Genomic DNA, 24,188 nt, shown 5'->3' on the forward strand with positions numbered 1-24,188 from the left:
GTGCGGTGCTCCCTAGTTATATAGTGCACGACCGCTGAGGGCAGAATCGACCGGTCGTCGCACCGGGGACCGGCGAGACGGTCAGGACCGGGCGAACCGGAGGGTGACGACCTGGAACGGGCGCAGGTCCAGCTCGACCCGCCCGTCCGGGTTCACCTCGACCCCGCGGTCCCGGCCGGGCCGCTCCAACAGGTCGGTGGCGAGCGCGCCGGTGGCCTCGAACCCGGGCGTCACCGTGGCCCTGGCCCGCCCGCCCCGGGACTCGTACAGCCGCACGATCACGTCCCCGCTGCCATCGCGGGCCAACTTGACCGCCTCGACGACGACCGCCGGATCGCTCACCTGCACCAGCGGGTCCACCGCCCCGGAACCGGTCACCGTGCGCTCGGGCAGGTTGATCCGGTACCCCTCGGTGACCGCGTCGGCGATCTCCGCGCCCACCACCAGGGACGAACGCAGCGTGTGCCTGCCCTGGTCGGCGTCGGGGTCGGGGAACATCGGGGCGCGCAGCAGGCTCTGGCGCACCGTGGTGGTGGTGCCGCCATCGGCGCGGGTGGTCCGGGTGACGTCGTGGCCGTAGGTGGAGTCGTTGCCGACGGCGAAGCCGTACGCCGGCTCACCCACGTGCACCCAGCGGTGCGCCACCGTCTCGAACCGGGCATGGTCCCAGGAGGTGTTCGCCGCGGTGGGGCGGTGGATGTGACCGAACTGGATCTCACTGGCTGCCTGTTCGGCGCGCACATCCAGGGGGAAGGCCAGTTTCAGCAGGGTGTGCCGTTCGTGCCAGTCCACCTCGGTGGTCAGTTCCACCCGGTGGGCGCCGTCGGGCAGCAGGTAGCGCTGCACGATGCGGGAGTCGCCGAACCGCCGTTGCACCTGCACCCCCGCGCCGCCGGACGTCTCGGTGATCTCCTGCACCGAGGTCGCCTCGGTCAGGTCGCGGACGTTGCGCCGGTAGTGCTCATCGATGTCCCACGCGTCCCACTGGTTCGGGATGTCCCGATGAACCTGCAGCAGGCCGGCTACCTGCCCCGGCGGCAGTGCCTGGCGGCCGGTGCGCAGGTCCAGGACGGACGTGATCAGCCCGCGCCCGTCGATACCGACCCGCAGCCGTCCGTTGTCCAGCACCACGCCGGTACCGTCCCGGACCAGGTCGGTCACGCCGTCGTCGGCTGTTCCGGCAGCCGTGCCCGCGCCGAGGGCGGGCACTGCCCCACGTGGGAACGGACCGGAGTTGAACGTCACCTCCTCGCTGCCCGCGCCGGCCAGGGTCGCCAGCGCGGTGGCGATGATCTGTTCCAGTTCGGCGATCGTCTCGGTGTAGCGCTGCTCGGCCTCGCGGTGCACCCAGGCGATGGAGGTGCCGGGCAGGATGTCGTGGAACTGGTGCAGCAGCACCAGGCGCCACAGCCGCTGCAGGTCCTGGGCGGGGTAGGCCGCTCCGGTGCGCACGGTGGCGGTGGCGGCCCACAGCTCGGCCTCGCGCAGCAGGTGCTCCGTGCGCCGGTTGCCCGCCTTGGTCCGGTGCTGGGAGGTGTAGGTGCCGCGGTGGTACTCCAGGTAGAGCTCCCCGGACCACACCGGCGGGTGGGTGTACTCGGCCCGGGCGGCGGCGAAGAACCTCGCCGGTGAGGACAGCACCACCGTGGGTGAACCCTCCAGGTCCGCGGTGCGCCGGGCGGCGGCGATCATCTCCCGGGTGGGTCCGCCCCCGCCGTCGCCGTGGCCGAAGGGCACCAGCGAGGTGTTCGCCCGGCCCTTCTCGGTGTACTGGCGCTGGGCGCGGGCCAGTTCCCGGGCGGACAGGTCGGAGTTGTAGGTATCCACCGGAGTGAGGTGGGTGAAGATGCGGCTGCCGTCGATACCCTCCCAGTCGAAGGTGTGGTGCGGCATCGCGTTGGTGTCGTTCCAGGACATCTTCTGGGTGAAGAAGGCGTCCTTGCCCGCGGCGGCTGCGATCTGCGGCAGGGCACCGGTGTAGCCGAAGGAGTCCGGTAGCCACACATCGGTCGTCTCCACCCCGAAGGTGTCCAGGAAGTAGCCGCTGCCCTCGAGGAACTGGCGGGCCATCGCCTCCCCGCCGGGCATGTTGGTGTCGGACTCCACCCACATCCCGCCGGCCGGGATGAACCGGCCCTCGCGCACCTTCTCGGCGATCCGGGCGAACAGTTCGGGGTAGTACTGCTCGATCCAGGCGTACTGCTGGGCCGAGGAGCAGGCGAAGGTGAAGTCGGGGTCGGTCTCCATCAGCGCCAGCACGTTGGCGAACGTGCGCGCGCACTTGCGCACCGTCTCGCGCACCGGCCACAGCCAGGCCGAGTCGATGTGGGCATGCCCGACGGCGTGGACGCAGTGGGCGGAGGCGTAGGCCGGGGCGGCCCGCACCTTGGCCAGGGTCGCCCGGCCCGCCTGTGCGGTGCCGGGCAGGTCGGCCGGGTCGATCGCGTCGAGCATGTCCTCCAGCGCCGCCACGATCTGGGCGCGGCGGGGGACCTGGGCGCTGAGTTCTTCGACCAGCCCGCCCAGTGCGGTTACGTCCTGGACCAGTTCCCACACCGGCACATCGAGCAGGGCGACGTCCACGGTGCGCAGCGTGTAGAGCTCGCTGGGGTCGGCGGTGGACTTCTCACCCATCGTGGTGGGCTTGGTGAAGGAGCCCTGGGGGACGTCGGGGTTCGCGGCGGCCTCGATGTAGACATCGATCCGGTCCCCCGCGGCCGCCGGCAGTACCACGTACTGGTTGCGCGGTTCCAGCGCCTTGAGGATCTCCCCCTGGGCCGAGTAGACGATCGCCTCGGCCTGGAACCCCGGGTTGGCCCCGGAGAAGCCCAGGTCCACCACCAGTTCCGGACGCACCTGCCCAGCACCGATCTCGCCGGACCACTCCGGCGGGACCGTGCCGGTGACGTGGAACCATACCGTGCCCCACGGCTTGCCCCACGGGGTGCCGGTCGGGTGCGGCCGGTACCGGCCCTGGATGGCCTGGCTGAACGGCACCGGTTCGTCCGGCACCTCCCAGGAGGTGACCTCCAGCGCGGCGCGGTGGCGGTACTGCGCCGCCAACAGCCACTCGTCCACGAATCGCCGCAGGCGCCCCAGGGTGCGGTCGGTGGTGTCGTGCATGCCTTCACTCCTCGCGAGGGTGCCTCGCCGTCGTCGGATGGTTCGTCTGCTGCGTGGCCGGCTGGTTCGTCTGCTGCGTGGCCGGCGCAGACCGGGCTGACAGGTGACCTGACAACCCTGGCAGCCGCCGCGGGCGCTCACAACCACCTTTCCACCTGCACCCCGACCCCGGTGGCGTGGCCACCGTGGTCGGGGTGAGAGGATCAACTGCGACCTCAATTCCGCTCGAGAGGAAACCATGAGCGAACAGCCCACCACTGTCCCGGCCGCCGCCCCGGCGGCGTACCCGCTGATAACGCGGGTGGCCGGGGAAGCCGCCGGGACCTTCATCCTGGTGTTCATCGGACTGGGGGCGCTGCTGTACAGCGGCACCCTGCGGGAGGTGGACCCGCTGATCAACGCACTGGCCTTCGGGGTCGCGTTCGCGGCCGCCATCGCGCTGTTCGCCAGGGTCTCCGGCGGCCACATCAACCCGGCGATCTCCCTGGGCGCGGCGGTCAAGGGGCAGTTGGGCTGGGGTGATCTGCCGGCGTACTGGCTGGGCCAGCTCGTCGGTGCGATCGCCGCCGCGGCGGTGCTGTTCGCCACGTTGCCGGCCGGTTTGGCGACCCAGGTGGGCGCCAGTGACCAGGCCTTGTTCAGCCAGGCCGCGAACACCTTCGGCGACCAGTCCTACCTCGCCCAGATCTCCGGCGGGCAGATGAGCTTCGGCCTGGTCCAGGTGCTGCTGCTGGAGGCGGTGGGTGCCGCGGTGCTGACCGCGGTGGTGCTGGCGACCTCCCACCGCGGCCGCACGCACGTGGCCCCGGTGGCGGCCGGACTGACCCTGACCGGGCTGATCCTGGCCCTGGACCCGGTGACCGGGGGCGGTCTGAACCCGGCCCGCTCCACCGCTGCGGCGATCTTCGCCGAGCCGGCCGTACTGGGGCAGTTGTGGCTGTTCTGGCTCGCTCCGATGATCGGCGGCGGGGTGGCCGGACTGGCCTACCTGCTGTTCGCGCCGACCCCGGAGATGGCACTGGTGGAGGAGGACGACTGGGCCGGGGACGACGACTGGGCCGAGGAGGTTCCCGACACCGAGGAGGTCTCCAGTGCCGCGGCGCTGCCGGACCTGGACGCCGAGGAGCGCACCACCGTGGAGTTCGACCCCGATGACGCCGAGCCGGTCGCCCAGGTGGACGTCGACGAGGACGAGTTCGGCGACGCCGGCGCCGATCCGGGCCGACGGGGCTGAGCCGGCTCGGGTGCACCCGGCTAGAGGTTGTCCGCTGTCAGCGCCATCAGCGCGATACCGACGGCGCCCAGCCACAGGAAGGCCACATCGAAGAGCCGTGAGCGCGCGCTGATCCCGAGCGGGCCCGGCGCCGGGAGCGCCAGACGGATCGCACCGAGCACTCCCAGGTGCACGGCGAACGCCACCCCTGCCACCCGCGCCCCGACCATCAGGGCCAGCAGCACCGCCACCACGACCCCGCCGAGGGCCCACCACAACGCCCACGTCCGGGGCGGCGGGGGCCGGTGGATCTCCGGCGCGGGATTGCGGCTCATGGCGGCACCGAGACTACCGTTGTGTGCGTGAACACCAGCACGCCCCCAGCGCATGTCGTGGTCGTCGGCGCCGGCCTCGCCGGCCTGCGCACCTGCGCGGCGCTCCGAGAACGTGGCTACCAGGGCCGGATCAGCGTGGTCGGGGCCGAGGACGTGGGCCCCTACGACCGGCCACCGCTGTCCAAGGAACTGTTCAGCCGGCCCGAGCCGGCGTGGCTGCACGAGGAACTGGGCCAGGACCTGCACGACCTGGCCCAGGAGGTGTACCTGGGCGAGCACGCCGTGGAGTTGCGTCCCGACGGGCGCCGCCACCGGCTCAGCCTGGCCAGTGGCGCCGAGCTGAACGCCGATGCGGTGGTGCTGGCGTGCGGTTCGGTGCCGCTGAACCCCTGGCCGCGGGCCTCAGCGTTGCACACCGCCGCCGACGCGGTCGGTCTCCGGGCCAGACTGGCCGCGACCGGGCAGCGCCTGCTCATCATCGGCGCCGGCTGGATCGGGGCCGAGGTGGCCGGTGTGGCGGCCGCTGCCGGCGGCCGGGTCACGGTGGTGGAGGCCGCCGCCCAGCCCCTGTCGCGACAGTTGCCCGCCGAGCTCGGCGAACGCACCCGCCCCTGGTACGCCGAGGCCGGGGTGGAGCTGCGCACCGGCACATCGGTGGCGACCGTCCGGTCCGACGGCGTGGAACTGGGGGACGGGGAGCGCATCGGTGCCGATGTGGTGCTGGCAGCCGTGGGGGTGGTGCCGGCCACCGGGTGGCTGACCGGCGCGGTGCCGCTGGGCGCCAGGGGGCACGTGCTGACCGACGCGAACGGCCGCACCGAGGTGCCCGGGGTGTGGGCGGTGGGTGACTGTGCCTGGCGGGAGGACCCGTTGTTCGGGCAGGTCCCCGGTGGGCACTGGTCCGCCGCGCTGCACGACCCGGACCGGCTCGGTGCGGCGATGCTCGGGCTCGACGTACCCGAGCAACGCCCGGCCCCGTTCATCTACTCCACCCAACTGGGCCACCACCTGAGCGTGTTCGGGCGGGTCCACGGCGATCTGGTCGTCCGCGAGTACGGCGAGCCCCCGATGGCGCAGACCGGACCCTGGACGGCGTTGGTCACCGATGGCCCCAAGCTGGTCGGGGCGGTGATCGCCGACATGCCCCGGGATGTGTCCGCCGCGCGCAGACTCCTCGGCACCGGCGCCCTTCCCGACCTGGACCTGGCTGCTGCCGAGGACCCCGCGGTGCGGCTGCGCGCCGCTGTGCTGGGATGATCCACCGGCACCCGAATCAGTGCGCGAAGTGGCGGGTGCCGGTCAGGTACAGGGTGACACCGGCCTCCCGGGCGGCGGCGATGACCTCGTCATCGCGCACCGACCCGCCGGGCTGGACGACGGCGCGCACGCCCGCGTCCAGCAGCACCTGCAACCCGTCGGCGAACGGGAAGAACGCATCGGAGGCAGCCACCGCCCCACGTGCCCGCTCGTGCTCACCGGTGTTGGCCCGTTCCACCGCCAACCGGCAGGAGTCCACGCGGTTCACCTGGCCCATACCGATCCCGACCGCGGCGCCTGCATCGGCGAGCAGGATGGCGTTGGACTTCACCGCCCGCACCGCCCGCCAGGCGAATTCCAGGTCCGCCAGCGTGTCCTCGTCCGCCGGCTCACCTGCGGCATGGGTCCAGTTCGGGGCGGAGTCGCCGTCGGCGTCGATCGCATCGGCGCTCTGCATCAGCATGCCGCCGTAGATCTTGCGCAACTCGGTGCCGCCCTCGGCCCCGGTACCCGGGACGGTGAGCAGGCGCACGTTCTTCTTCCGGGTCAGGATCTCGCGCGCCTCGGCGCTGAAGGACGGGGCGAGGATGACCTCGGTGAACACCTCCGCGACCTGGGCCGCCATCGCCGCGTCCACCTCGCGGTTCGCGGCGATGACTCCCCCGAAGGCCGAGACCGGGTCGGTGGCGTGGGCCTTGGCGTGGGCGGCGGCAATGCCCTCGGCCACCGCGATCCCGCACGGGTTGGCGTGCTTGATGATCGCCACGGTGGCCACGTCACCGTGGTCGTGCGCGGCGCGCCAGGCGGCATCGGCGTCGACGTAGTTGTTGTAGCTCATCTCCTTGCCGTGCAACTGCTCCGCCCCGGCAAGCCCGCTCGGTCCGAAGCCGTCGGTGTACAGCGCGGCTCGCTGGTGCGGGTTCTCCCCGTAGCGCAGCACCGAGGCACGCTCCCAGGTGGCCCCGACCCACCCCGGAAAGCCCGATCCGTCGTCGTCGGGTGCGAGCACGTTGCCGATCCAGGAGGCCACGTGCACGTCGTAGGTGGCGGTGTGCCGGAACGCCTGGGCGGCCAGGTGTCGTCGTTGCGCGAGGGTGAAGCCCTGCCCTCCGGCGGCGGCGACCACGTCCGAATATCTGGACGGGTCCACCACCACAGCCACGCTCGGGTGGTTCTTCGCGGCCGCGCGCACCATCGCCGGGCCGCCGATGTCGATCTGCTCCACGGCCTCATCGGGGCCGGCGCCGAAGGCCACCGTCCGGGTGAACGGGTAGAGGTTGACCACCACCAGGTCGAACGGGGCAACGCCCAGGTCCTCGAGCTGGTCCACGTGGTCGGGCTTGCGCCGGTCGGCCAGGATGCCGGCGTGCACCCTCGGGTGCAGGGTCTTGACCCGGCCTTCCAGGCACTCCGGGAACCCGGTGACCTCCTCCACCGGGGTCACCGGAACTCCGGCCCCGGCGATCACCCCGGCGGTGGAACCGGTGGAAACCAGTTCCACGCCGGCATGATGCAGCGCGCGGGCGAGGTCGGCCAGCCCGGTCTTGTCGTAGACGGAGATGAGGGCGCGGCGCAGGCGGATCTTGTCGGTCATGGTTCGGCGGGCTCCTGGGTTGGGTGGTGTCTCATCGCCCCGGCACCCAGGCGAGCGGTGCACGAGGAGTTCTCCAGGCGGCCGCTCCCCGGTGGTGCTCCACCTCAGGCGCCAGTCACGGCCACCGCCCAGCCTAGCGTGCGGGACCGCCCGCCCGGTGGCACCTCAGGCCGAGCCGAGGCGGACCCGGCGCCCCTGCACGCGCCACCCTTCCCGGACCATCCGTCCCAGGGTGTGCACCAACTGCTCCCGCTCGGCCACCTTGATCCTGTCGGTGAGTGCCTCCAGGTCGTCGTCGTCGAGCACCGGCACGGCCACCTGGGCGATGATCGCGCCGGTGTCCATGCCGTCGTCGACCACGAAGAGTGTGGCACCGGCGAGTTTCACCCCGTACTCCAGCGCCTCCTTGGGCCCGTGGATGCCCGGGAACGCCGGCAGCAGGGAGTTGTGGGTGTTCAGGTACCGGCCGGAGAATTCGGCCAGGAACCTCGGGCCCACCAGTTTGAGGAAGCCGGCCGCGATCACCAGGTCCGGTTCGTGCGCGGCGACCTGATCGGTCAGGGCCGCATCCCAGTCGGCACGCTCGGGATAGCCGCCCACGCGCTCCACGAAGGTGGGCACGCCGGCGGCTTCGGCCAGTGCCAGGCCCGCGGCGCTGGGCCGGTCCGCCCCCACCGCCACCACCTCGGCCCCGTAGCCGGGATCGTCGCACGCTCGCAGGAGGGCGGCCAGATTCGATCCCCCGCCGGAGATCAGGACGACGAGGCGCGCTGGGGTGGTCACGAGAGCCGACTTTAGTAGCACGGCCGCGATCTGGGACAATAGCGGCGCCGTACCTGCAGCCGTCGAAACCATCGCATCCACAGAACTGGGAAGGGGTCATGGGTGTCGAACCCGTATGCGCCACCGGATCCGGCATCCCGCCCACCGAAGCAGCGCGAACACACCGGCCCTGATGCGCCCAGCCCGGCCGACGGCGGACCGGGCCCCGGGAAGGCACCCGGCCGGCAGGGTCGGGCCGGGCGGCCCGAACGCCCCAAGCCCACCCCGGAGCAGTTGGCCTCGGTCTCCCGCTCGGTGCTGCACTTCGGGTTGTTCATGCTGGCGGCGGTGCTGACCATGCAGGTGGATCTGCCCTGGCACCTGATGTCGTTGGCGTTCGCGATCGGCGCCGTGGTCGTCGGGGTCAGGGCCCTGGTTCGGGTGTTCAAGGAGCAGATCCGCGGCGGGATCGTGGTCCTGCTCGTGTTCGGCCTGATGCTCAGCGGCATGCTGGTGGTCACCACCCTGGGCAGCCTGGCCGTGTGGAACGAGCAGATGGAGCGTCAGGAGTGCCTGCGCTCGGCGATCACCGTCTCCGCCCAGGACCGGTGTGAGCGGATCTACCAGGAGGCGATCGAGGACCGGTTCGGCACCATCCCGGGCGGCTGAGCGGGCTCGACTCACTCCTGCAGGTTCACCGTCAGGGAGTCGAACGCACCCAGCACCGCCGGATCCGGTCGCGAGCCGGCCGGCACGTCCGGTGCGGGCAGGAAGTGCACCGTGGTCCCGGTTCGCCCCCCCCGCTGGCCGTTCCACGAGGTCCGAGGCCGGCACGCCGTACTCGTCGCGCTGGCACCAGGCCCCCTCGAGTCGGTGGTTGGTGTGCTCCAGCCACACGCTGAGGGCCGCCACGGTGGACATGCCCCGGCGGGGTCGACCGTCCGGCAGCACCTGCTCGTCGGTATCGAAGAACCGCAGATCCCGGGTGGCCATCACGGGCTTGCGGATGATCCGGCCGTCGTCGTCCCGATGGATCGCCGGGCCGCGCCCGTCATCGGTGACCGAGACCGAGCCGTCCGGGTGGATCCGCACCTCGCACCGCCCGGGGCGCCCCAGGGCCTGCGCCTCCTCCGCGGCGTAGCCGAGCACCTCGAGGATGAGGTGCTGGAGGCGCCAGGCTACGAACCGCCGGTGCGGTCGGCAAGGTCCGCAACCAGATCGGCCAACGGCGCGCCGAACATGACCGGGTCATTGTGCCCGGCACCGTCCAGGACCAGGGTGTCCACCACCGGCTCGGCACCGGCGACCCGGGCGCTCTGCTCGGCCGGGACCACCTCGTCGGCCTGGCTGTACATCACCGCCACCGGAGCCCGAACGCGCCCCAGGTGACCCACGACGTCGTAGTCCTCCCGCAACAGCACTCCCACCGGCAGGAACGGATAGTGCGCCCGTGCCACGTCGGCCAGGTGCGTCAGCGGGGAGCGCAGCACCAACCCGGCCGGCGGCACCTCCGCGGCCAACCGTGCGGCCACCCCGGTCCCCAGCGACTCCCCCACGTAGATGGTGCGATCGGGGCCGTACCCCAGCTCCGTCAGGGCCTGCTGGGCGGAGCGTGCGTCGGCGGCCAGGCCCTCCTCGCTGGGACGGCCCGGGTTGGCGCCGAAGCCGCGGTAGTCCACCAGCAGCACCGCGAAGCCACGCTGGGCCAGTTCCTCGCCGATCTGCGTGCGCCCGGCGCGGTTGCCACCGTTGCCGGGCAGGTACAGCACCGCCTTCTGCCGATCCGCCTCGGGCTGTGCGGGCACGTACCAGGCGCCCAGGTCCAGGCCGTCGGCGGTGCGGTGCCGCACATCCTGACCTGCCGGCAGCACCTGATGTGCCGCCGGAACCGTGCCTTCGTCGGGGAAGTAGATCAGTGAACGCTGCCAGGACCAGATCAGGCTGAGTAACCCCAGGGCCACCACCCCCGACCCCAGCACGGCGCGCACCACGGTCCGCGCGCCGGTGCGCCGCGCCGGGTCGGGTTGCGGTTCAGGCATCGGCCACGGAGACTCCCCGGGCGCGCAGTTCGGCGGGGCTGCGCGCGCTGAACAGCCAGTCCCGGTGCTCGGCGCTGGGGCGCAGGTGCTCCCGGGGGTGCAGTGCCTCCTCACCGACGGCGTAGCAGCCCAGCCCGTGCGGGGTGAGCAGCGCCTCCAGCTCCCGGCCGTCGGCATCGGTGAGCACCTCACAGAGGATGTCGGGAGCGTGTGCGGCGAGGAACCGCTGCCCGTGCCGCAACAGCGTCTCCTCCCCGCCCTCCACGTCGATCTTGAGCAGCACCGGGCCGGCCACCTGGTCGGTGAAGTCGTCCAGCGCCACGAAATCCACCCGTACCCCGTCGTCGAAGGCCATGTCGGAGGAGTAGAAGGAGGGCAGCGCCGACCCGTGGTCACCGGCCGGTACCAGCATGCCCATCCGTGGATCGCCCACCCCCTCGGTGTGCACCTGGGTGCGTTCGGCCACATCGTTGCGCGCGACGTTGCGGGCCAGGGCCTGGGCCACCGCCGGGACGATCTCGAAGGCGTGCGCGCGCAACGCCGGGTTGGCCGCGGTGAGCGCCATGGTGAACACCCCGGTGTAGGCACCGATGTCGAAGAACGTCCGGGCGTGCTTGCCCAGGGCCACCATCACATCGAGCGCGAAGGCATCGGCCGGTTCGGGACGGCGGCCCTGCCCCCAGTACATCTCCTTGGCGATCTCACAACGGTCCGGGCCCACGAGGACGTACTCACCGCCGTCGACCTGTCCGCGCACCTCCCGCACCCGCCACGGCGCCGGCAACCGGCCCACCCGCACCCCCGGCACCCGCAGGGCCACCGTGCGCATGATCGGGTGCAGACCGGGAAGGCTGAGCGCACGTTTGATGTGGCGTTTCAGCCCGAACCAACTCTGCCGCCGGGCGCGGGCGCTGCTGCGGAAGTCGGGCACGGGCACCTCCAGATCGTGCGGATTGAGCGACATCGACCTGCTCGCCAGCGTAAACGGCTCAGGGCCGAGCCACGAGTCGAGCCGGTAGCGTCGACGCACAGACACGCCCGACCAAATCGGTTCGCTGCCGTGAGGTCCGGGCGGTCAGGGGCCGCGACCCTCCCAGGAGCGGTCCTCGGCGTAGCCCATCAGCCACGGTGCGATGAAACTCGCCAGGGATGAGGCGGAGCCACCCACGGCGAAGAACGTCGAACCGGAGGTCCATTCCTCGGTGAAGCACGCCTGGGCGATGTTGCCCTCGATCTCCACGTCGGTGGGGCAGACCACCTGGGCATGCAGTCCGATCAGGATCATCAACGTCGCGGCCAGCACGAACACACCCGGCGCCCAGGACCAACGCGAGCGGCGATACATCAGCACCAAGGCCAGCACCGCGCTGGCCACGACCAGCCAGATCGACACCCATGGCCCTGGGCGGGCATGGTCGTAGGGTCCGGTGAACCAGGGCATGAGTGCACTGATCACCAGGGCTACCACGCCGATTCCGGCTATCAATTCCGGGGTTCGGGCCCACCACGGCACCTCGGGCTGGTTCGCGGCACGCATCGCGCAGTAGTGTGCCAGCGCGGTTTGCCAGGCGCCAATCGCTGGCCGATAGGGTGGCCGGGCGGTGGCGATTCCTCGTCACCGATCCATCCCATCGATGCCATCCCATCGACGCGCCGGAAGGGGACTGCGGCGTGCCAGCAGAACCGCGTCGCCGGTTCCCGATCCTGGCCTACCCGGCCTTCGTGCGGCTGTGGATCGCCGACGCCGTATCCAGCCTGGGCCTGTTCGTGGTGAACCTGGGCATGCAGTTCCTGATGATCCACCACCTGGGTGCCGACCAGGCCGACATCGGGATCGTACGGTCGGCCCAGTGGCTGCCCACCCTGATCTTCGGGTTGCTCGCCGGGGTGTGGCTGGACCGGATGCGGCGCCGGCCGGTGCTGGTGGCCGCCGACACCCTGGCCGCGGTGGTGCTGGGCACGATCGCCGGCCTGGCCTTCACCGATCTGCTGACCGTGCCCGTGCTGGCCGCCCTGGTGTTCGTGCTGGGGTTCACGACGATGTTCTTCCGCGCCGCCCAGCAGAGTTACCTGCCGGCCCTGGTGCCCACCCGGGTCCTGCCGCGCGCGTGGGCCCGCATCGAGCAGACCATGACGGCGGCCGAGTCGGTGGGTCCGATCCTGGCCGGTGCACTCATCCGCCTGACCTCCGCGCCGGTGGCGATCGTGGTGGCCGCGGCCACGCACGCCGCCTCGGCGCTGCTGCTGGCCGGCATCCGCCAACCGGAGACCGCACCGGAGGCGGCCGGCCGCCGGCACCTGATCACCGACCTGCGCGAAGGGGCCTCCTGGGTCTACCGGCATCGCACGCTGGCGCCGTACGCGATCGGGCTGCACCTGTGGTTCTTCTTCAACTCCCTGGTCATGACGCTGTACGTCTTCTACGCCAACCAGGACCTGGGTCTGGACTCCTTCGCCGTCGGCCTCACCCTGGGCTTTGCCGGCGTCACGGGAGTGGTCGGCGCCGGACTGGCGCCGTGGGCCGGGATGCGCTTCGGCATCGGGCGGGTGTGCGTGTTCAGCGACTGGCTCAGCCCGCTGGCCTACCTGGTGGTGCTGCTGGCCCCGGCCGGCCCGATGGCGGTGGTGGTGCTCAGCGCGGCATTCGCCCTGCACGGGGTGGGGATGGGCCTGAAGGGGCCGTTGGAGGGCAGTTACCGCAACGCCGTCACCGCCGCCCGGCTGCGAGGCCGGATGAACGCCACCATCCGCACCTTCAACTGGGGCATGCTGGCGTTCTCGGCCCCGCTGGCCGGGTTCCTGGCCGTGTGGTGGGGCAATCGCGCCACCATCGCGCTGGCCGTCGGCGGGCTGGTGGTGGCGGCGTGCGTGGTCACCTTCTCGCCCTTCCGCACCGCCCGGATGCCCGACGACGACGACGCCCCGGCGGTAGCCCCACCGTCGTGAGTCGCCGGTTCGGTCGCCCCTACTCGGCCGCGTCCTGCATCGCGACGGCGATCCCCAACCGCTGCAGGCTCTGCCGGGTGGAGGCCAGTTGGCCCTCGTCGACGCCGGCGGCCTCACGCAGGGCCAGCACCTCGGCGAACTCGGCCTCGGCATCTCGCAGCCTGCCCTGGTGGAACCACACCTTGGCCCGGTGCTGACGAATGACGGCGCTGCGCACGGGATCGTCACCGGCACGGGCGAGAAGGTCGGTGTAGATCGCCTCGGCCGCGTCGAGCTGACCCTGATCACGCAGGACGTCGGCCCGCAGCGCCTGGTACCGGACCGAGTCCGGGTCCTTGGTGTGCAGTTCGTCCAGTTCCTGGAGGGCGTCGTCGAAGCGCTCCTCACTCAGGGCGATGATGACCTCCGCAGCCGGGTCGTCCCCGGCGGCGGCGCGGAAGGCTGCCAGGTCGGTCACCTCCCCGCGCAGATCGCTACCGCGGATGCGGTACCCGCCGCCCAGGTCAAGATCTGCCACATCCACCGTCGATGAAACGTTGACCATGAAGCCCTCCCGTGTCGATGCTCAGGACCCTATGACACCCGCGCACGCAAAGGAAGCGTAATGGATGAGTATTTTCCTGCCGGTCGTGGCAGTGGGGAGGTGAACCTGGGAGGTGAACCTGGGAACCGCCTCAGTCCTTCGCCGAGCCTGCCTCCGCGCTCGCTCGTGCGCCCACCTGCGCGCGGACCCACTGCACCAGGCGCACCAGTGCGCGATGCGTGCCGGGGTGCAGGCCGATCACGGCCACGGTAGCCCCGGAACCCACCTGCCACGCCACCGCCAGGGCCATCCGGAACGGCTCCGGACCGGTGACGGCCATCGCACCCGGGCCGACCCCACCGGAGGACAACCAGCCCAGCCCGCCCACCAGCGCTGCCGTTGCGACCACGGCGAGCACCGCACCGGCCAACGACTGCCACAGCGGCGCCTGGCGTTGCCCACGCAGCAGCCACCAGCCGACCAGCAGACCGACCACCACCCCGGCCCCCGCCGTCAGCGGCAGACTCCCGGCCAGGCTGTCCGGTTCCGGAAGCGCCCCCAGCACCGGGATCACCGGCAGTGGGCCCGACTCGATCCCGGCGGTGGAGAACAGCGTGCCGGCACCGACGGTGAAGCCGGGCCCGAGCAGGAACGCCAGCGCCCACACGATCAGCACCGGGAGCAGCACCACCTGGGCGAGCACGATCACCACCGTGCTGACCGGGTCCGCCTGCAGGCTGCGCTGGATCTGGACGATCTGGTCGAAGCCGAGCGCCACCGCCACGATCAGCAGCGCGGTGGCCACGGCCAGCAGCGCCGCCGTGGCCCGCCAGGTCGCCCGGCCTGCCAGCCGCAGCCACTGCGGAAGGCGCCACCGTGCCAGGGCTCCGGGCGCCCGCGGGTAGCGTCCCCGCATCCCCCACACCGAACCGACGACGGCGACCACACCCGCCCCGATCAGCCCGAACGGCGCCCCCGGCGGGGTGGCCAGCGCCAGCAGCAGCGCTCCCAGGGCGACGTAGGTGCAGATCGCCACCAGTACCGGCGCCCAGTTGACCAGCCGGGCCCGGCGGACAGCGGCCGAGACCAGGAAGGTGTACAACACCGTCAGTCCCAGCGGGGTCACCGAGATCGCCGCATCCGCACCGTGCAGTGAGGCCCCGTGCGCCAGGAACCAGCCGGCGGTGCCCATCTGGGCGGCCTCGACCCAGCCCGCCGATCCCAGTGCCGGGGAGGCCGCGGTGGCGATGTAGGTCGCGATCGCCGGCACCACCAGCACCAACCAGCCCAGCATCAGTGCTTCGGCACCGGCGAGCAGTCCCCGCAGCCACTGGGCGGGCAGTCGGATGGCTCGGCCGGATCGGCCGTGGTCCCCGACGTGCTCGATCAACCGCGGCTGATAGGACGGTGGTCTGGCGGTGGTGGTCATGACAAGACCCATCGTCGCCTGCCCAGGGCGCTCACGGGCCGAGGGGCAACGGCGTGTCTGCACCGCTCCGCCGGCGGGCGGTGGGCCTCAGGAGAGGCCGATCACCAGTTCGGCCGGTCTGGTGCCGGGCACGTCGGCGATCAGTTCCACCACGCCGGGCTGCTGGTCCTGCGGAACCGGCACGGTGACCTCGAAGGTGCCGTCGGTGCCGGCGTCCACCGTCGTCAGGGTTACCGACCCGGCCGAGTCGACCATCTGGATGGCGACGTCGAGGTAGGGCACGGCCGGTTCGGCGAGGCGGAGTACCTCCCGGTCCGAGGCCGAGGCCCCCGGACATCCGTCCAGGAAGTTCTCCCCCATCACCAGGACCTCCTCGCCGGCGGTGGCGCTGGCCGGGCTGACACTGAGCACGGGCGCGGCGCAGGCGGCGGTCTCCTCGTCCGCCTCGGCACTCGCACACCCGGCGAGCAGGCCGGTCCCGACGAAGACGGCAGCGATCAGACGTGCCGAAGTGCCTGACACCACAACGCCCCCTCACGGGTCACCGAACATACCGACAGGATCAGATTAGGCTCACCGTCGGGGCGGCGCCACACGACGCCGCCTGGGCGCAGCGGGGCCGCCCCCGGTTCCGCGGTGGGCGCCTCAGGAGGCGCGGGACTCCAGCAGCTCGCGCACCAGCGCGGCGGTCTCCGAGGGGGTCTTGCCGACCTTGACCCCGGCGGCCTCCAGGGCGTCCTTCTTCGCCTCGGCGGTGCCGGAGGACCCGGACACGATGGCGCCGGCGTGTCCCATCGTCTTGCCCTCCGGGGCGGTGAACCCGGCCACGTAGCCCACCACGGGCTTGGTCACGTTGGCCTTGATGAACTCGGCGGCACGCTCCTCGGCGTCCCCGCCGATCTCACCGATCATCACCATGACCGAGGTCTCCGGGTCCTCCTCGAACGCGGCCAGCGCGTCGATGTGCGTGGTCCCGATCACCGGGTCACCGCCGATCCCGATCGCGGAGGAGAAACCGAAGTCGCGCAGCTCGTACATCATCTGGTAGGTCAGCGTCCCGGACTTGGACACCAGCCCGATCGGGCCGGCGCCGGCGATGTTGGCCGGGATGATGCCGACGTTGGACTTGCCGGGACTGATCAGGCCGGGGCAGTTCGGGCCGATCAGGCGAACGCCCTTGGCTGTGGCGTAGTTGTAGAACTCCGTGGTGTCCGCCACCGGCACACCCTCGGTGATGATGACCACCAGCGGCACCCCGGCGTCCACGGCCTCCACGACCGCGGCCTTGGTGAACGGCGGCGGCACAAACAGCACCGACACGTCGGCACCGGTCTGCTCCACGGCGTCGGCCACGGTGCCGTAGACCGGCACCGAGGTGGTTTCGCCGTCGACGTCGAAGTCGACCGACGTACCGGCCTTACGCGGGTTGACCCCGCCGACGATGGTGGTGCCCGAGGCCAGCATGCGCCGGGTGTGCTTCTGACCCTCGGCGCCGGTCATGCCCTGCACGATGACCTTGGAAGCGGAGTTGAGGAAGATCGCCATGGTGTGTGTCTCTGCGTTCTGTGTCGTGTGCGGGTTCGGTCAGGAAGCGGCCAGCTCGGCGGCCTTGTCGGCGGCACCGTCCATGGTGTCCATGACGGTCACCAGCGGATGGCCGGCTTCTTCGAGGATGCGGCGGCCCTCCTCCACGGCGTTGCCGTCCAGGCGTACCACGAGCGGCTTGGTGGCCGCGTCGCCGAGGATCTCCAGAGCGTGCACGATGCCGTTGGCGACCTCGTCGCACGCGGTGATGCCACCGAAGACGTTCACGAACACGCTCTTGACCTGCTCGTCGCCCAGGATCACGTCCAGGCCGGCGGCCATCACGGCGGCGGAGGCGCCACCTCCGATGTCGAGGAAGTTGGCGGGCTTGACACCACCGTGCTGTTCGCCGGAGTAGGCGACCACATCCAGGGTGGACATCACCAGGCCCGCGCCGTTTCCGATGATGCCGACCTCACCGTCGAGCTTGACGTAGTTCAGGCCGGACTCGGCTGCCTTGGCCTCCAGCGGGTCGGTCTCGGCGACCTCGGCCAGTTCGGTCCACTCGGGGTGGCGGAACTCGGCGTTGTCGTCCAGGGTGACCTTGCCGTCCAGTGCCACGACGTCACCGGATGCGGTGCGTACCAGCGGGTTGACCTCCACCAGGGTGGCGTCGGACTCGGCGTAGACGGTCCACAGCTTCTTGATCGCCTCGGTCACGCCGGCGGACACGTCGTCGGCGAACCCGGCGGCGGAGACGATCTCCGCGGCCTTGGCCTCGTCGATGCCCTCGCTGGGGTCCACCGCGATGCGCGCCAGCGCCTCCGGGCGCTCCTCGGCGAGCACTTCGATCTCCACGCCGCCCTCGACGCTGGCCATGGCCAGGTAGCGGCGCTCGGCACGGTCCAGCAGCACCGAGAAGTAGTACTCCTCGGCGATGTCGGCGCCCTCGGCGATCATCACCCGCTGCACGGTGTGCCCCTTGATGTCCATGCCCAGGATCGCCTCGGCGTGTGCCTGGGCCTCATCGGCGGAGCGGGCGACCTTGACCCCACCGGCCTTGCCGCGGCCACCGACCTTCACCTGGGCCTTGACCACGACGACCCCGCCGTCGGCCGGGAGCAACTCCTCGGCGGCTGCTCTGGCCGCCTCGGGGGTGGTGGCGACGATGCCGCCGAGCACGGGGACCCCGTGCTTCTCGAACAGATCACGTGCCTGGTACTCGAACAGGTCCATGTGCGCCTTCCGTTGTTCCCTCCGTGACAGCCACGGGTCACCGCATCGCAGCCTATCGCGGTTTCACATGGGCCTGAACGTTCGTGAGGCCGGCATCACACCTGTCCGCTACCGCAGCCCGGCACCCGGCAGCGGCCGCCGTGAGGTACCCCGCCAGCTTCGCCAGGCCCAGATCGTCATCGCCAGGACCACGGCCCAGGCGATCGCCACGACCACCCCAGTGACCACGGTGGGGTCGGCGGCGAACGCCCCGACGGCCACCAGCGAGACCTGCCCGGGAACCGTGGCCAGCACGCTGGCGACCACGAAGTCGCGCTGGCCCACGCCGAAGGCACCGCTGCCGTAGTTCACCGGCCAGTACGGCACCCCCGGCATCAGGCGCAAGGTGTACACGGCGTGGAAGCCCTTGCTGCTGAGTCGCTCCTTCACGGTGGGTCCGTGCCGGCCCAGCATCCGCTCGACGGTGGCCATCCCGAGGCCGCGGGCGAGCCAGTAGGCCCCCCAGCACCCGGCCAGGACCCCGATCACCGACAGGATCGAGCCCTCCAGCACCCCGAACAGCACACCGGCACTGACCGCCATGATCGACACCGGGATCGGGGTGGTGGCAACCAGGGCGTAGGAGACGGCGAAGACGATCCGGGCCGCCCAGCCCCACTGCTCCAGACCCTCACGCAAGTCCTCGATGGCGGGCAGGCGCACGTTGAATGCCAGCCACAACATGACCAGCACGACGACGACGAGCGCCGCGTTGCGCAGGAAGACCCCCCAGTGCGGACCGCTACCCGGCGGCGCCTGCACGCCCGGCTCATCGACAGTCACCACCCCACCCTAGGCGGTGTACGTCAGTGCTCCGCGGCGGCGGGGAACGCCAGGAGGGTGGCCTCGTCGGCGTGCACCGCGATCGCGTCGTCGTTGCCGTGCACCCAGGCGTCGGTGAGGCCGGTCCGGTCCAGTTCCGCGCCGGTCGCGGCGTCCAGCCGCAGTAGTTCGGTGGCCGGAGAACCCCTCTGGACACCGAGCACGATCACGTCGGTGCCGGAGACCTGTCGTGAACCGGGCGACCCGGCCCCCTCCCCGGCCCCGGCCGCCCACAACTGGGATCCGGTGGAGGCTGCGCGGGCCTGGATCAGGTCCGTGCCCACGCTCACCAGCCAGGCACGCTCCCCGTCCACCTCCACCGCTCGGACCGGGACGCCGGTGTCCAGAGTCAGCCCGATCGAGCCCTCGGTGCTCCACAACTCGTTGCCATCGAAGTCATATGCGACGGCGCCCTCGTCCTCAACCACGCACGTGCGGCTGGCCACGTCCCGGCTCGCGGTGAAGTGCCCGCAGGGTTGGCCCTCGGGGTACATCCGCGCCCGGCCGGTGTCGAAGTCCGCCAGGGCGAGCACGCTGGTGGTGGCACTGTGCCATGCCTGCAGCGCAACCTGGTGCTCGGAGACCGGCCACATGGAGATCATCTCGACCGCACCCTCGGTGAGCGCCACGCGGGTTTCGGTGTCGAATTCGATCACGTCGGTGCCCACCTGCCCGGTGTCGAGGTCGAGGCTGTGCACCTGCACCTCGTTCCCGTCCATCTGCCAGTACCAGGCCCGCGTGCCATCGGGCGAGGACACCCCGGTGACCTCGCCGGTGACCTCCAGCAGTCCCAGCACCTCGCCGGTGGCGGCGTCGATGCTGGCCGCTGCCGCGCGAGGCTCGGCACCGGCACCGGCACACGGCTCACCGAGCGCGTCCACCAGGACCGAGCCGGGCGCGCCCGGTTGCACCGAGGCCTGCTCGGTGCAGGAGAACAACGCCGCCACGGGCTGCTCCCACACCTGGTTCCCCTCGGCCCAGGTCAGGCCGCGCAGCGTGGTGACGTCGCCGTCGGCGTCGATCAGCGCCACGTACTCCCCGGCCGAGGCGGCCTCGGGAAGGTTGTGCCGCTCCCGCACATCGGCGTGGGTCCATACCTGCTGCCCGTCTGCGTCGACGGCGATCACGTCCCGGGTGATCACCTCACCGAAGGACTGGTCCCCGGTGGCCAGCAACGCCAGATCCGCGGTGGCGGTGACGAAGTAGGTCCGCGCCGGAAGTTCGGCCCACTCACCGAGAGTGGTCGCACCGGTCGGCTCCTCCTCGGGCTCCTCCTCAGCCTTCTCCTCGGGCTCCTCTGCTTCCGAGGGCGCGCTCGGCCCCTCACTCGTGGGCTCGGGCGTCGGTTCGTCCCCCTCGGCTCCGGTGCACCCGGCGAGCAGGAGCGCTCCCGCCGCGATCATCACCAGGCACGACCCCGTGCTGGCCTCCATCGGTCCTCCCCTGTGCGGACGCACGACTGACATCGGCACCTTCCCACGAACGCCGCCGGACGTCACGGAGAAATCGCGCTAGAGCTTGGCGACCGGGGAGAAGCGCAGCAGCAGGCGCCTGGTGCCGGTCTCACCGCCGAAGTCCACCTTCGCCACCGCGTTGTGCCCGGCACCCTCCAGCCCGACCACCCGGCCCATGCCGTAGGAGTCGTGGGTGACCCGGTCCCCTATCGCCAGGGAGGGGATGTCGGTGCGGGGAGTGGCCGAACCGAACGACGGCGTGCCCTCCCCCGCGCTCGGCGGGGCGGAGGGGCCGCGCGAACCTCCGTGCCGGGGCCCGCCGCTGCCGCGGCCGGCGTAGGGACCGCCGCGCAGCAGACTGATCGAGGACTCCGCGCGCTTCCAGTCCAGCAGTTCCACGGGCACATCGTCCAGGAAACGGCTGGGCGGGAACTCGTTCGGCATCCCCCAGGAGGTACGCACCGCCGCCCGGGACAGGTACAACCGCTGCTTGGCCCGGGTCAGGGCCACATAGGCCAGGCGCCGCTCCTCGGCGAGTTCGTCCTCGTCGGCCAGGGACCGCTGGTGCGGGAAGGTGCCGTCCTCCAGCCCCGTGACGAAGACCACCGGGAACTCCAGGCCCTTGGCGGTGTGCACCGTCATCAGGGTGATCACGCCGGAGTCCTCGGCGTCGGGGATCTGGTCGGCGTCGGCCACCAGGGCCACCCGCTCGAGGAAGTCACCGAGGTCGCCCTCCGGCTCCGCCTCGGTGAACTCCATCGCCACCGCGTGCAACTCGGCGAGGTTCTCCACCCGGGAGGCGTCCTGGGGGTCCTCGCTGGCGCGGAGTTCGGCCAGGTAGCCGGACCGTTCCAGGGCGGCATCGAGCACCTCGGCCGGCCCGGCCCCACCGTCGGCGAGCGCGCGCAGGCCGGCCATCATCTCCGCGAACGCCTGCACCCCGGACAGCGCCCGGGTGCCCAGTCCGATCGCGTTCTCGGCGTCGTCGACGGCGGCGCCGAAACTGACCCGCTCCCGCTCGGCGTGGGCGGCCAGCATCGCCTCGGTACGGTCCCCGAGGCCGCGCTTGGGCACGTTCAGGATGCGGCGGGTGTTCACGGCGTCGTCGGGGTTGGCGATCGCACGCAGGTAGGCCACGGCGTCCTTGATCTCGCGGCGCTCGTAGAACCGGGTGCCCCCGACCACCCGGTAGGGCAGGCCCACCCGGATCAGGACCTCCTCCAGCGCCCGGGACTGGGCGTTGGTCCGGTAGAAGATGGCCACATCCGCCGGGGTGATGCCCTCGGAGTCAGCGAGACGATCGATCTCGGAGGCGATGAAGCGGGCCTCCTCGTGTTCATTGTCCGCGACGTAGCCCACCACCTGCGGTCCGGCGCCGGAGTCGGTCCACAGGTTCTTCGCACGGCGGCCCGTGTTCCGGGAGATCACGGCGTTCGCGGCGGACAGTATGGTCTGGGTGGAGCGGTAGTTCTGCTCCAGCAGGATGGTGGTGGCCCGGGGGTAGTCGGCCTCGAACTCCACGATGTTGCGGATGGTGGCGCCGCGGAAGGCGTAGATCGACTGGTCGGCATCACCGACCACGGTGAGTTCTGCGGGAGGCACCCCGCCGCCGCCGGTTGCGTCGTCGTCGTTCTGGGAGACCCCGACGAGTTCGCGCACCAGGACGTACTGGGCGTGGTTGGTGTCCTGGTACTCATCGACCAACACGTGGCGGAACCGGCGCCGGTAGTGCTCGGCCACGGCGGGGAAGGCCTGCAGCAGGTTCACCGTGGTCATGATCAGGTCGTCGAAATCCAGGGCGTGGGCCTGGCGCAGACGCTCCTGATACGCCCGGTAGGCGGCGGCCAGGTTCTGCTCATAGGGGTTGGAGTCGTTGACCGTGGCGGCGTAGTCGTCGGGGTCGATCAACTCGTTCTTCAGGTCCGAGACCCGGTTGCTGAAGGCCTTGGGCGGGAACCGCTTGGGATCCAGGTCCAGTTCCCGGCAGACCAGGGTCATCAGCCGTTGGGAGTCCGCGGCGTCGTAGATGGAGAAGGAGGAACGCAGACCCAGCGTCTTGGCCTCCGAGCGCAGGATCCGCACGCACGCGGAGTGGAACGTGGACACCCACATCGACCGCGCCCTGGGCCCGATCAGGTCCGCGACCCGCTCGCGCATCTCCGCAGCGGCCTTGTTGGTGAAGGTGATCGCCAGGATCTGGCCCGGCCGGGCCCGTCCGGTGGCCAGCAGATAGGCGACCCGGTGGGTCAGCACCCGGGTCTTCCCGGACCCGGCGCCGGCGATGATGAGCAGCTGCCCGCCCTCGTGCACCACGGCGGCCCGTTGGGCGGGGTTGAGGCCCTCGAGCAGTTCCTCGGCACGCTCCCGGGCGGCCCGGGCGGCGGCCTCCTGGGCCTGCTCCGGTCCCACCGGTTCCGGCCCGACCGGGATCTCCTCACCGTCGTGGCCGTTGCGCGGGGGCATGGTGGTGGGCAGGTGGGCGGCCGCACTCGGTTCGCCGGAGGCCAGGTGCAGGTTGTCGAACAGTGAGGTCATAGCACCGCTGAGCCTACGTCGTCCCACCCACAGGGTCCGAACCGCGGGTCAGGTCTGGGGCTGGCAGAACCGCAGCACGTTCCCGAACGGGTCGGTCACGCTCAGTGTCGGCCCACCGGCGGCGTCCGGTTCCACAGCGGGCAACTGCGCGGAGTAGCTGGTGGCGGACAGGTCGGCGTGCAGGGTGGCCACGTCTGCCACCGGCACCCACACCACCGTCCCCGGGGTGCCGTCGCCGTGGTGCTCGGACAGGTCCAGGACCATCTGGTCCCGGCGCAGCCGCCGGTACAGCGGCAGGCCGGGTTCGAAGCGGTGGTCCCACAGCACGGTGAACCCGAGGAAGTCCTGGTAGAAGCGCGCGGCGGCGCCCTCATCGAACATGCGCAGCACCGGGACCGGGTGGCCCAGGCCCGCACCGGCGTCGGTCGTGGTGTTCATGTCCCCACCTTCCTCGTAGGGGTTTAGCGTAGGCGGAGTGAGCGCTCCGAGCCCAGAGGACATCCTGATCCACCGCCCGGAGGGCACCTGTTTCACCCTGCGGTGGTATCCGGGGCCGGCCGGTGCACCCGTGGTGCTGGTGGTGCCGGCGATGGGGGTGCAGGCCGGGTACTACAACAAGCTCGCACCGGCCCTGCGCGAGGCGGGGGTGTCGGTGGCGGTGACCGAACTACGCGGACACGAGACGTCCGGGGGGCGCAGGCCCTCGCGCCGCTACGACTTCGGCTACGCCGACCTGGTCGAGGACGTGGGCCGGTCGGTGGACGAACTGCGCGTGCGAGTGCCCGGGGCGCAGATCCTGCTGCTCGGGCACAGCCTCGGCGGACACGTCGGGTCGGTCTACGCCGCCCAGCACCCAGGCACCCTGGCCGGGTTGATGCTGGTGGCCACGGGGTCGGTGTGGTGGCGGCTGTGGGACTGGCGGATGTACGCCATCGGGGTGCTGATGAGCCTGCTGACGGCGCTGCTGGGGTACTTCCCCGGCCACCGGCTGGGTTTCGCCGGCCGGGAGGCCCGCGGCCAGATGCGCGACTGGATCCGCTTCAACCGGACCGGGCGGTTGGAATTCGGCGCTCCCCGCGTCAACCACGACCCGGGGCTGGCGAGGTTGGAGCTGCCGATCCTGGCCGTCTCCTTCGAAGGGGACTCCTTCGCCCCACCGAAGGCCCTCGAGGGCCTGCTGGCCAAGTTCGACCGCGCCCGGATCACCCGGTTGCACCTGGGTGCGAAGGAGCAGGAGCCGCCGGGACACCTGCGGTGGGCCCGGCGCCCCGAACTCCTCATCGGGACGATGACGACCTGGATCGACAGCTCCGCCGAGCACTTCCGAACCGGAGACCACCGGGGCTGAGCACCAGGC

21 protein-coding genes and 1 riboswitch are annotated in these 24,188 nt (G+C 71.4%); of the genes, 5 read left to right on the forward strand and 16 right to left on the reverse strand.

The window, feature by feature from the left end:
- Positions 1–81 precede the first annotated feature (81 nt).
- Positions 82–3,123: an alpha-mannosidase gene (locus ACPL7H_RS11485; RefSeq protein ID WP_424797044.1), complete on the reverse strand. Its 3,042-nt coding sequence runs from the start codon at positions 3,121–3,123 to the stop codon at positions 82–84.
- A 238-nt stretch (positions 3,124–3,361) separates the two neighbouring features.
- On the opposite strand from ACPL7H_RS11485, the gene ACPL7H_RS11490 reads away from it, so the two are divergent.
- Positions 3,362–4,357, forward strand: a complete 996-nt coding sequence (locus ACPL7H_RS11490) for an MIP/aquaporin family protein (protein ID WP_424797045.1) — start codon at positions 3,362–3,364, stop codon at positions 4,355–4,357.
- Between the two features lie 20 nt (positions 4,358–4,377).
- Here ACPL7H_RS11490 and ACPL7H_RS11495 read toward each other — a convergent pair whose 3' ends face one another.
- Entirely contained in the window at positions 4,378–4,671 is a 294-nt protein-coding gene (locus ACPL7H_RS11495) for a DUF3017 domain-containing protein (RefSeq protein ID WP_424797046.1), read from the reverse strand.
- A 27-nt stretch (positions 4,672–4,698) separates the two neighbouring features.
- On the opposite strand from ACPL7H_RS11495, the gene ACPL7H_RS11500 reads away from it, so the two are divergent.
- Positions 4,699–5,928: an NAD(P)/FAD-dependent oxidoreductase gene (locus tag ACPL7H_RS11500; protein ID WP_424797047.1), complete on the forward strand. Its 1,230-nt coding sequence runs from the start codon at positions 4,699–4,701 to the stop codon at positions 5,926–5,928.
- 16 nt (positions 5,929–5,944) lie between these two features.
- Here the strand turns inward: ACPL7H_RS11500 and purH are convergent, their stop codons facing one another.
- Positions 5,945–7,522 (reverse strand): bifunctional phosphoribosylaminoimidazolecarboxamide formyltransferase/IMP cyclohydrolase, encoded by a 1,578-nt coding sequence (gene purH / locus ACPL7H_RS11505; RefSeq protein ID WP_424797048.1) that lies wholly within the window; start codon positions 7,520–7,522, stop codon positions 5,945–5,947.
- Between the two features lie 37 nt (positions 7,523–7,559).
- Positions 7,560–7,651: riboswitch (ZMP/ZTP riboswitch) on the reverse strand.
- Positions 7,652–7,687: 36 nt separating this feature from the next.
- Complete coding sequence (gene purN, locus ACPL7H_RS11510; protein ID WP_424797049.1) at positions 7,688–8,305, reverse strand: phosphoribosylglycinamide formyltransferase; 618 nt, start codon at positions 8,303–8,305, stop codon at positions 7,688–7,690.
- 102 nt (positions 8,306–8,407) lie between these two features.
- Here purN and ACPL7H_RS11515 point away from each other — a divergent pair, with 102 nt between their 5' ends.
- Entirely contained in the window at positions 8,408–8,953 is a 546-nt protein-coding gene (locus ACPL7H_RS11515) for a hypothetical protein (protein WP_424797050.1), read from the forward strand.
- A gap of 509 nt (positions 8,954–9,462) precedes the next feature.
- On the opposite strand, the gene ACPL7H_RS11520 is transcribed toward ACPL7H_RS11515, so the two are convergent.
- The 3 genes from ACPL7H_RS11520 to ACPL7H_RS11530 all read right to left on the reverse strand — a co-directional run bounded on the left by ACPL7H_RS11520 (position 9,463) and on the right by ACPL7H_RS11530 (position 11,860).
- Complete coding sequence (locus ACPL7H_RS11520) at positions 9,463–10,323, reverse strand: alpha/beta hydrolase (RefSeq protein WP_424797051.1); 861 nt, start codon at positions 10,321–10,323, stop codon at positions 9,463–9,465.
- A complete protein-coding gene (locus tag ACPL7H_RS11525) occupies positions 10,316–11,287 on the reverse strand; it encodes an FkbM family methyltransferase (RefSeq protein WP_424797052.1) in 972 nt (323 codons plus the stop codon). Before ACPL7H_RS11525 ends, ACPL7H_RS11520 begins: the two co-directional genes overlap by 8 nt.
- Before the next feature lie 111 nt (positions 11,288–11,398).
- A complete protein-coding gene (locus tag ACPL7H_RS11530; RefSeq protein ID WP_424797053.1) occupies positions 11,399–11,860 on the reverse strand; it encodes a hypothetical protein in 462 nt (153 codons plus the stop codon).
- 134 nt (positions 11,861–11,994) lie between these two features.
- Between ACPL7H_RS11530 and ACPL7H_RS11535 the strand changes: the two genes are divergently transcribed.
- Entirely contained in the window at positions 11,995–13,269 is a 1,275-nt protein-coding gene (locus ACPL7H_RS11535; RefSeq protein ID WP_424797054.1) for an MFS transporter, read from the forward strand.
- A gap of 19 nt (positions 13,270–13,288) precedes the next feature.
- Here the strand turns inward: ACPL7H_RS11535 and ACPL7H_RS11540 are convergent, their stop codons facing one another.
- The 9 genes from ACPL7H_RS11540 to ACPL7H_RS11580 form a co-directional block, all read right to left on the reverse strand.
- Positions 13,289–13,813 carry a tetratricopeptide repeat protein gene (locus ACPL7H_RS11540; RefSeq protein WP_424797055.1) on the reverse strand — a complete coding sequence of 175 codons (525 nt, stop codon included), beginning with the start codon at positions 13,811–13,813 and terminating at the stop codon, positions 13,289–13,291.
- Between the two features lie 130 nt (positions 13,814–13,943).
- Complete coding sequence (locus ACPL7H_RS11545; protein ID WP_424797056.1) at positions 13,944–15,221, reverse strand: DUF6350 family protein; 1,278 nt, start codon at positions 15,219–15,221, stop codon at positions 13,944–13,946.
- An 87-nt stretch (positions 15,222–15,308) separates the two neighbouring features.
- Positions 15,309–15,743 (reverse strand): hypothetical protein, encoded by a 435-nt coding sequence (locus tag ACPL7H_RS11550; protein WP_424797057.1) that lies wholly within the window; start codon positions 15,741–15,743, stop codon positions 15,309–15,311.
- Positions 15,744–15,866: 123 nt separating this feature from the next.
- Positions 15,867–16,766 (reverse strand): succinate--CoA ligase subunit alpha, encoded by a 900-nt coding sequence (gene sucD / locus ACPL7H_RS11555; RefSeq protein ID WP_424797058.1) that lies wholly within the window; start codon positions 16,764–16,766, stop codon positions 15,867–15,869.
- A gap of 39 nt (positions 16,767–16,805) precedes the next feature.
- Positions 16,806–17,981 (reverse strand): ADP-forming succinate--CoA ligase subunit beta, encoded by a 1,176-nt coding sequence (gene sucC / locus ACPL7H_RS11560; RefSeq protein ID WP_424797059.1) that lies wholly within the window; start codon positions 17,979–17,981, stop codon positions 16,806–16,808.
- Between the two features lie 108 nt (positions 17,982–18,089).
- Positions 18,090–18,803: a TVP38/TMEM64 family protein gene (locus ACPL7H_RS11565; RefSeq protein ID WP_424797060.1), complete on the reverse strand. Its 714-nt coding sequence runs from the start codon at positions 18,801–18,803 to the stop codon at positions 18,090–18,092.
- 23 nt (positions 18,804–18,826) lie between these two features.
- Entirely contained in the window at positions 18,827–20,275 is a 1,449-nt protein-coding gene (locus ACPL7H_RS11570) for a hypothetical protein (protein ID WP_424797061.1), read from the reverse strand.
- Between the two features lie 78 nt (positions 20,276–20,353).
- Entirely contained in the window at positions 20,354–22,831 is a 2,478-nt protein-coding gene (gene pcrA, locus ACPL7H_RS11575; protein ID WP_424797062.1) for a DNA helicase PcrA, read from the reverse strand.
- Positions 22,832–22,879: 48 nt separating this feature from the next.
- On the reverse strand, positions 22,880–23,269 hold the full coding sequence (locus ACPL7H_RS11580) for a glyoxalase superfamily protein (RefSeq protein WP_424797063.1): 390 nt from the start codon (positions 23,267–23,269) through the stop codon (positions 22,880–22,882).
- Between the two features lie 37 nt (positions 23,270–23,306).
- Here ACPL7H_RS11580 and ACPL7H_RS11585 point away from each other — a divergent pair, with 37 nt between their 5' ends.
- Positions 23,307–24,179 carry an alpha/beta fold hydrolase gene (locus ACPL7H_RS11585; RefSeq protein WP_424797064.1) on the forward strand — a complete coding sequence of 291 codons (873 nt, stop codon included), beginning with the start codon at positions 23,307–23,309 and terminating at the stop codon, positions 24,177–24,179.
- The last annotated feature ends 9 nt before the right edge of the window (positions 24,180–24,188 follow it).

Origin of the sequence: Pseudactinotalea sp. Z1732 (assembly GCF_049724975.1) — a bacterium.
Taxonomy (GTDB): Bacteria; Actinomycetota; Actinomycetes; order Actinomycetales; family Beutenbergiaceae; genus CALKWS01.

Excerpts from the sequence above, each read along its gene's own strand:
- ACPL7H_RS11485 (WP_424797044.1), bottom strand. The coding sequence starts at position 3,123 with ATGCACGACACCACCGACCGCACCCTGGGGCGCCTGCGGCGATTCGTG.
- ACPL7H_RS11490 (WP_424797045.1), top strand. The coding sequence starts at position 3,362 with ATGAGCGAACAGCCCACCACTGTCCCGGCCGCCGCCCCGGCGGCGTAC.
- ACPL7H_RS11495 (WP_424797046.1), bottom strand. The coding sequence starts at position 4,671 with ATGAGCCGCAATCCCGCGCCGGAGATCCACCGGCCCCCGCCGCCCCGG.
- purH (WP_424797048.1), bottom strand. The coding sequence starts at position 7,522 with ATGACCGACAAGATCCGCCTGCGCCGCGCCCTCATCTCCGTCTACGAC.
- ACPL7H_RS11520 (WP_424797051.1), bottom strand. The coding sequence starts at position 10,323 with ATGCCTGAACCGCAACCCGACCCGGCGCGGCGCACCGGCGCGCGGACC.
- ACPL7H_RS11525 (WP_424797052.1), bottom strand. The coding sequence starts at position 11,287 with ATGTCGCTCAATCCGCACGATCTGGAGGTGCCCGTGCCCGACTTCCGC.
- ACPL7H_RS11530 (WP_424797053.1), bottom strand. The coding sequence starts at position 11,860 with ATGCGTGCCGCGAACCAGCCCGAGGTGCCGTGGTGGGCCCGAACCCCG.
- ACPL7H_RS11540 (WP_424797055.1), bottom strand. The coding sequence starts at position 13,813 with ATGGTCAACGTTTCATCGACGGTGGATGTGGCAGATCTTGACCTGGGC.
- ACPL7H_RS11545 (WP_424797056.1), bottom strand. The coding sequence starts at position 15,221 with ATGACCACCACCGCCAGACCACCGTCCTATCAGCCGCGGTTGATCGAG.
- sucD (WP_424797058.1), bottom strand. The coding sequence starts at position 16,766 with ATGGCGATCTTCCTCAACTCCGCTTCCAAGGTCATCGTGCAGGGCATG.
- sucC (WP_424797059.1), bottom strand. The coding sequence starts at position 17,981 with ATGGACCTGTTCGAGTACCAGGCACGTGATCTGTTCGAGAAGCACGGG.
- ACPL7H_RS11570 (WP_424797061.1), bottom strand. The coding sequence starts at position 20,275 with ATGGAGGCCAGCACGGGGTCGTGCCTGGTGATGATCGCGGCGGGAGCG.
- pcrA (WP_424797062.1), bottom strand. The coding sequence starts at position 22,831 with ATGACCTCACTGTTCGACAACCTGCACCTGGCCTCCGGCGAACCGAGT.
- ACPL7H_RS11580 (WP_424797063.1), bottom strand. The coding sequence starts at position 23,269 with ATGAACACCACGACCGACGCCGGTGCGGGCCTGGGCCACCCGGTCCCG.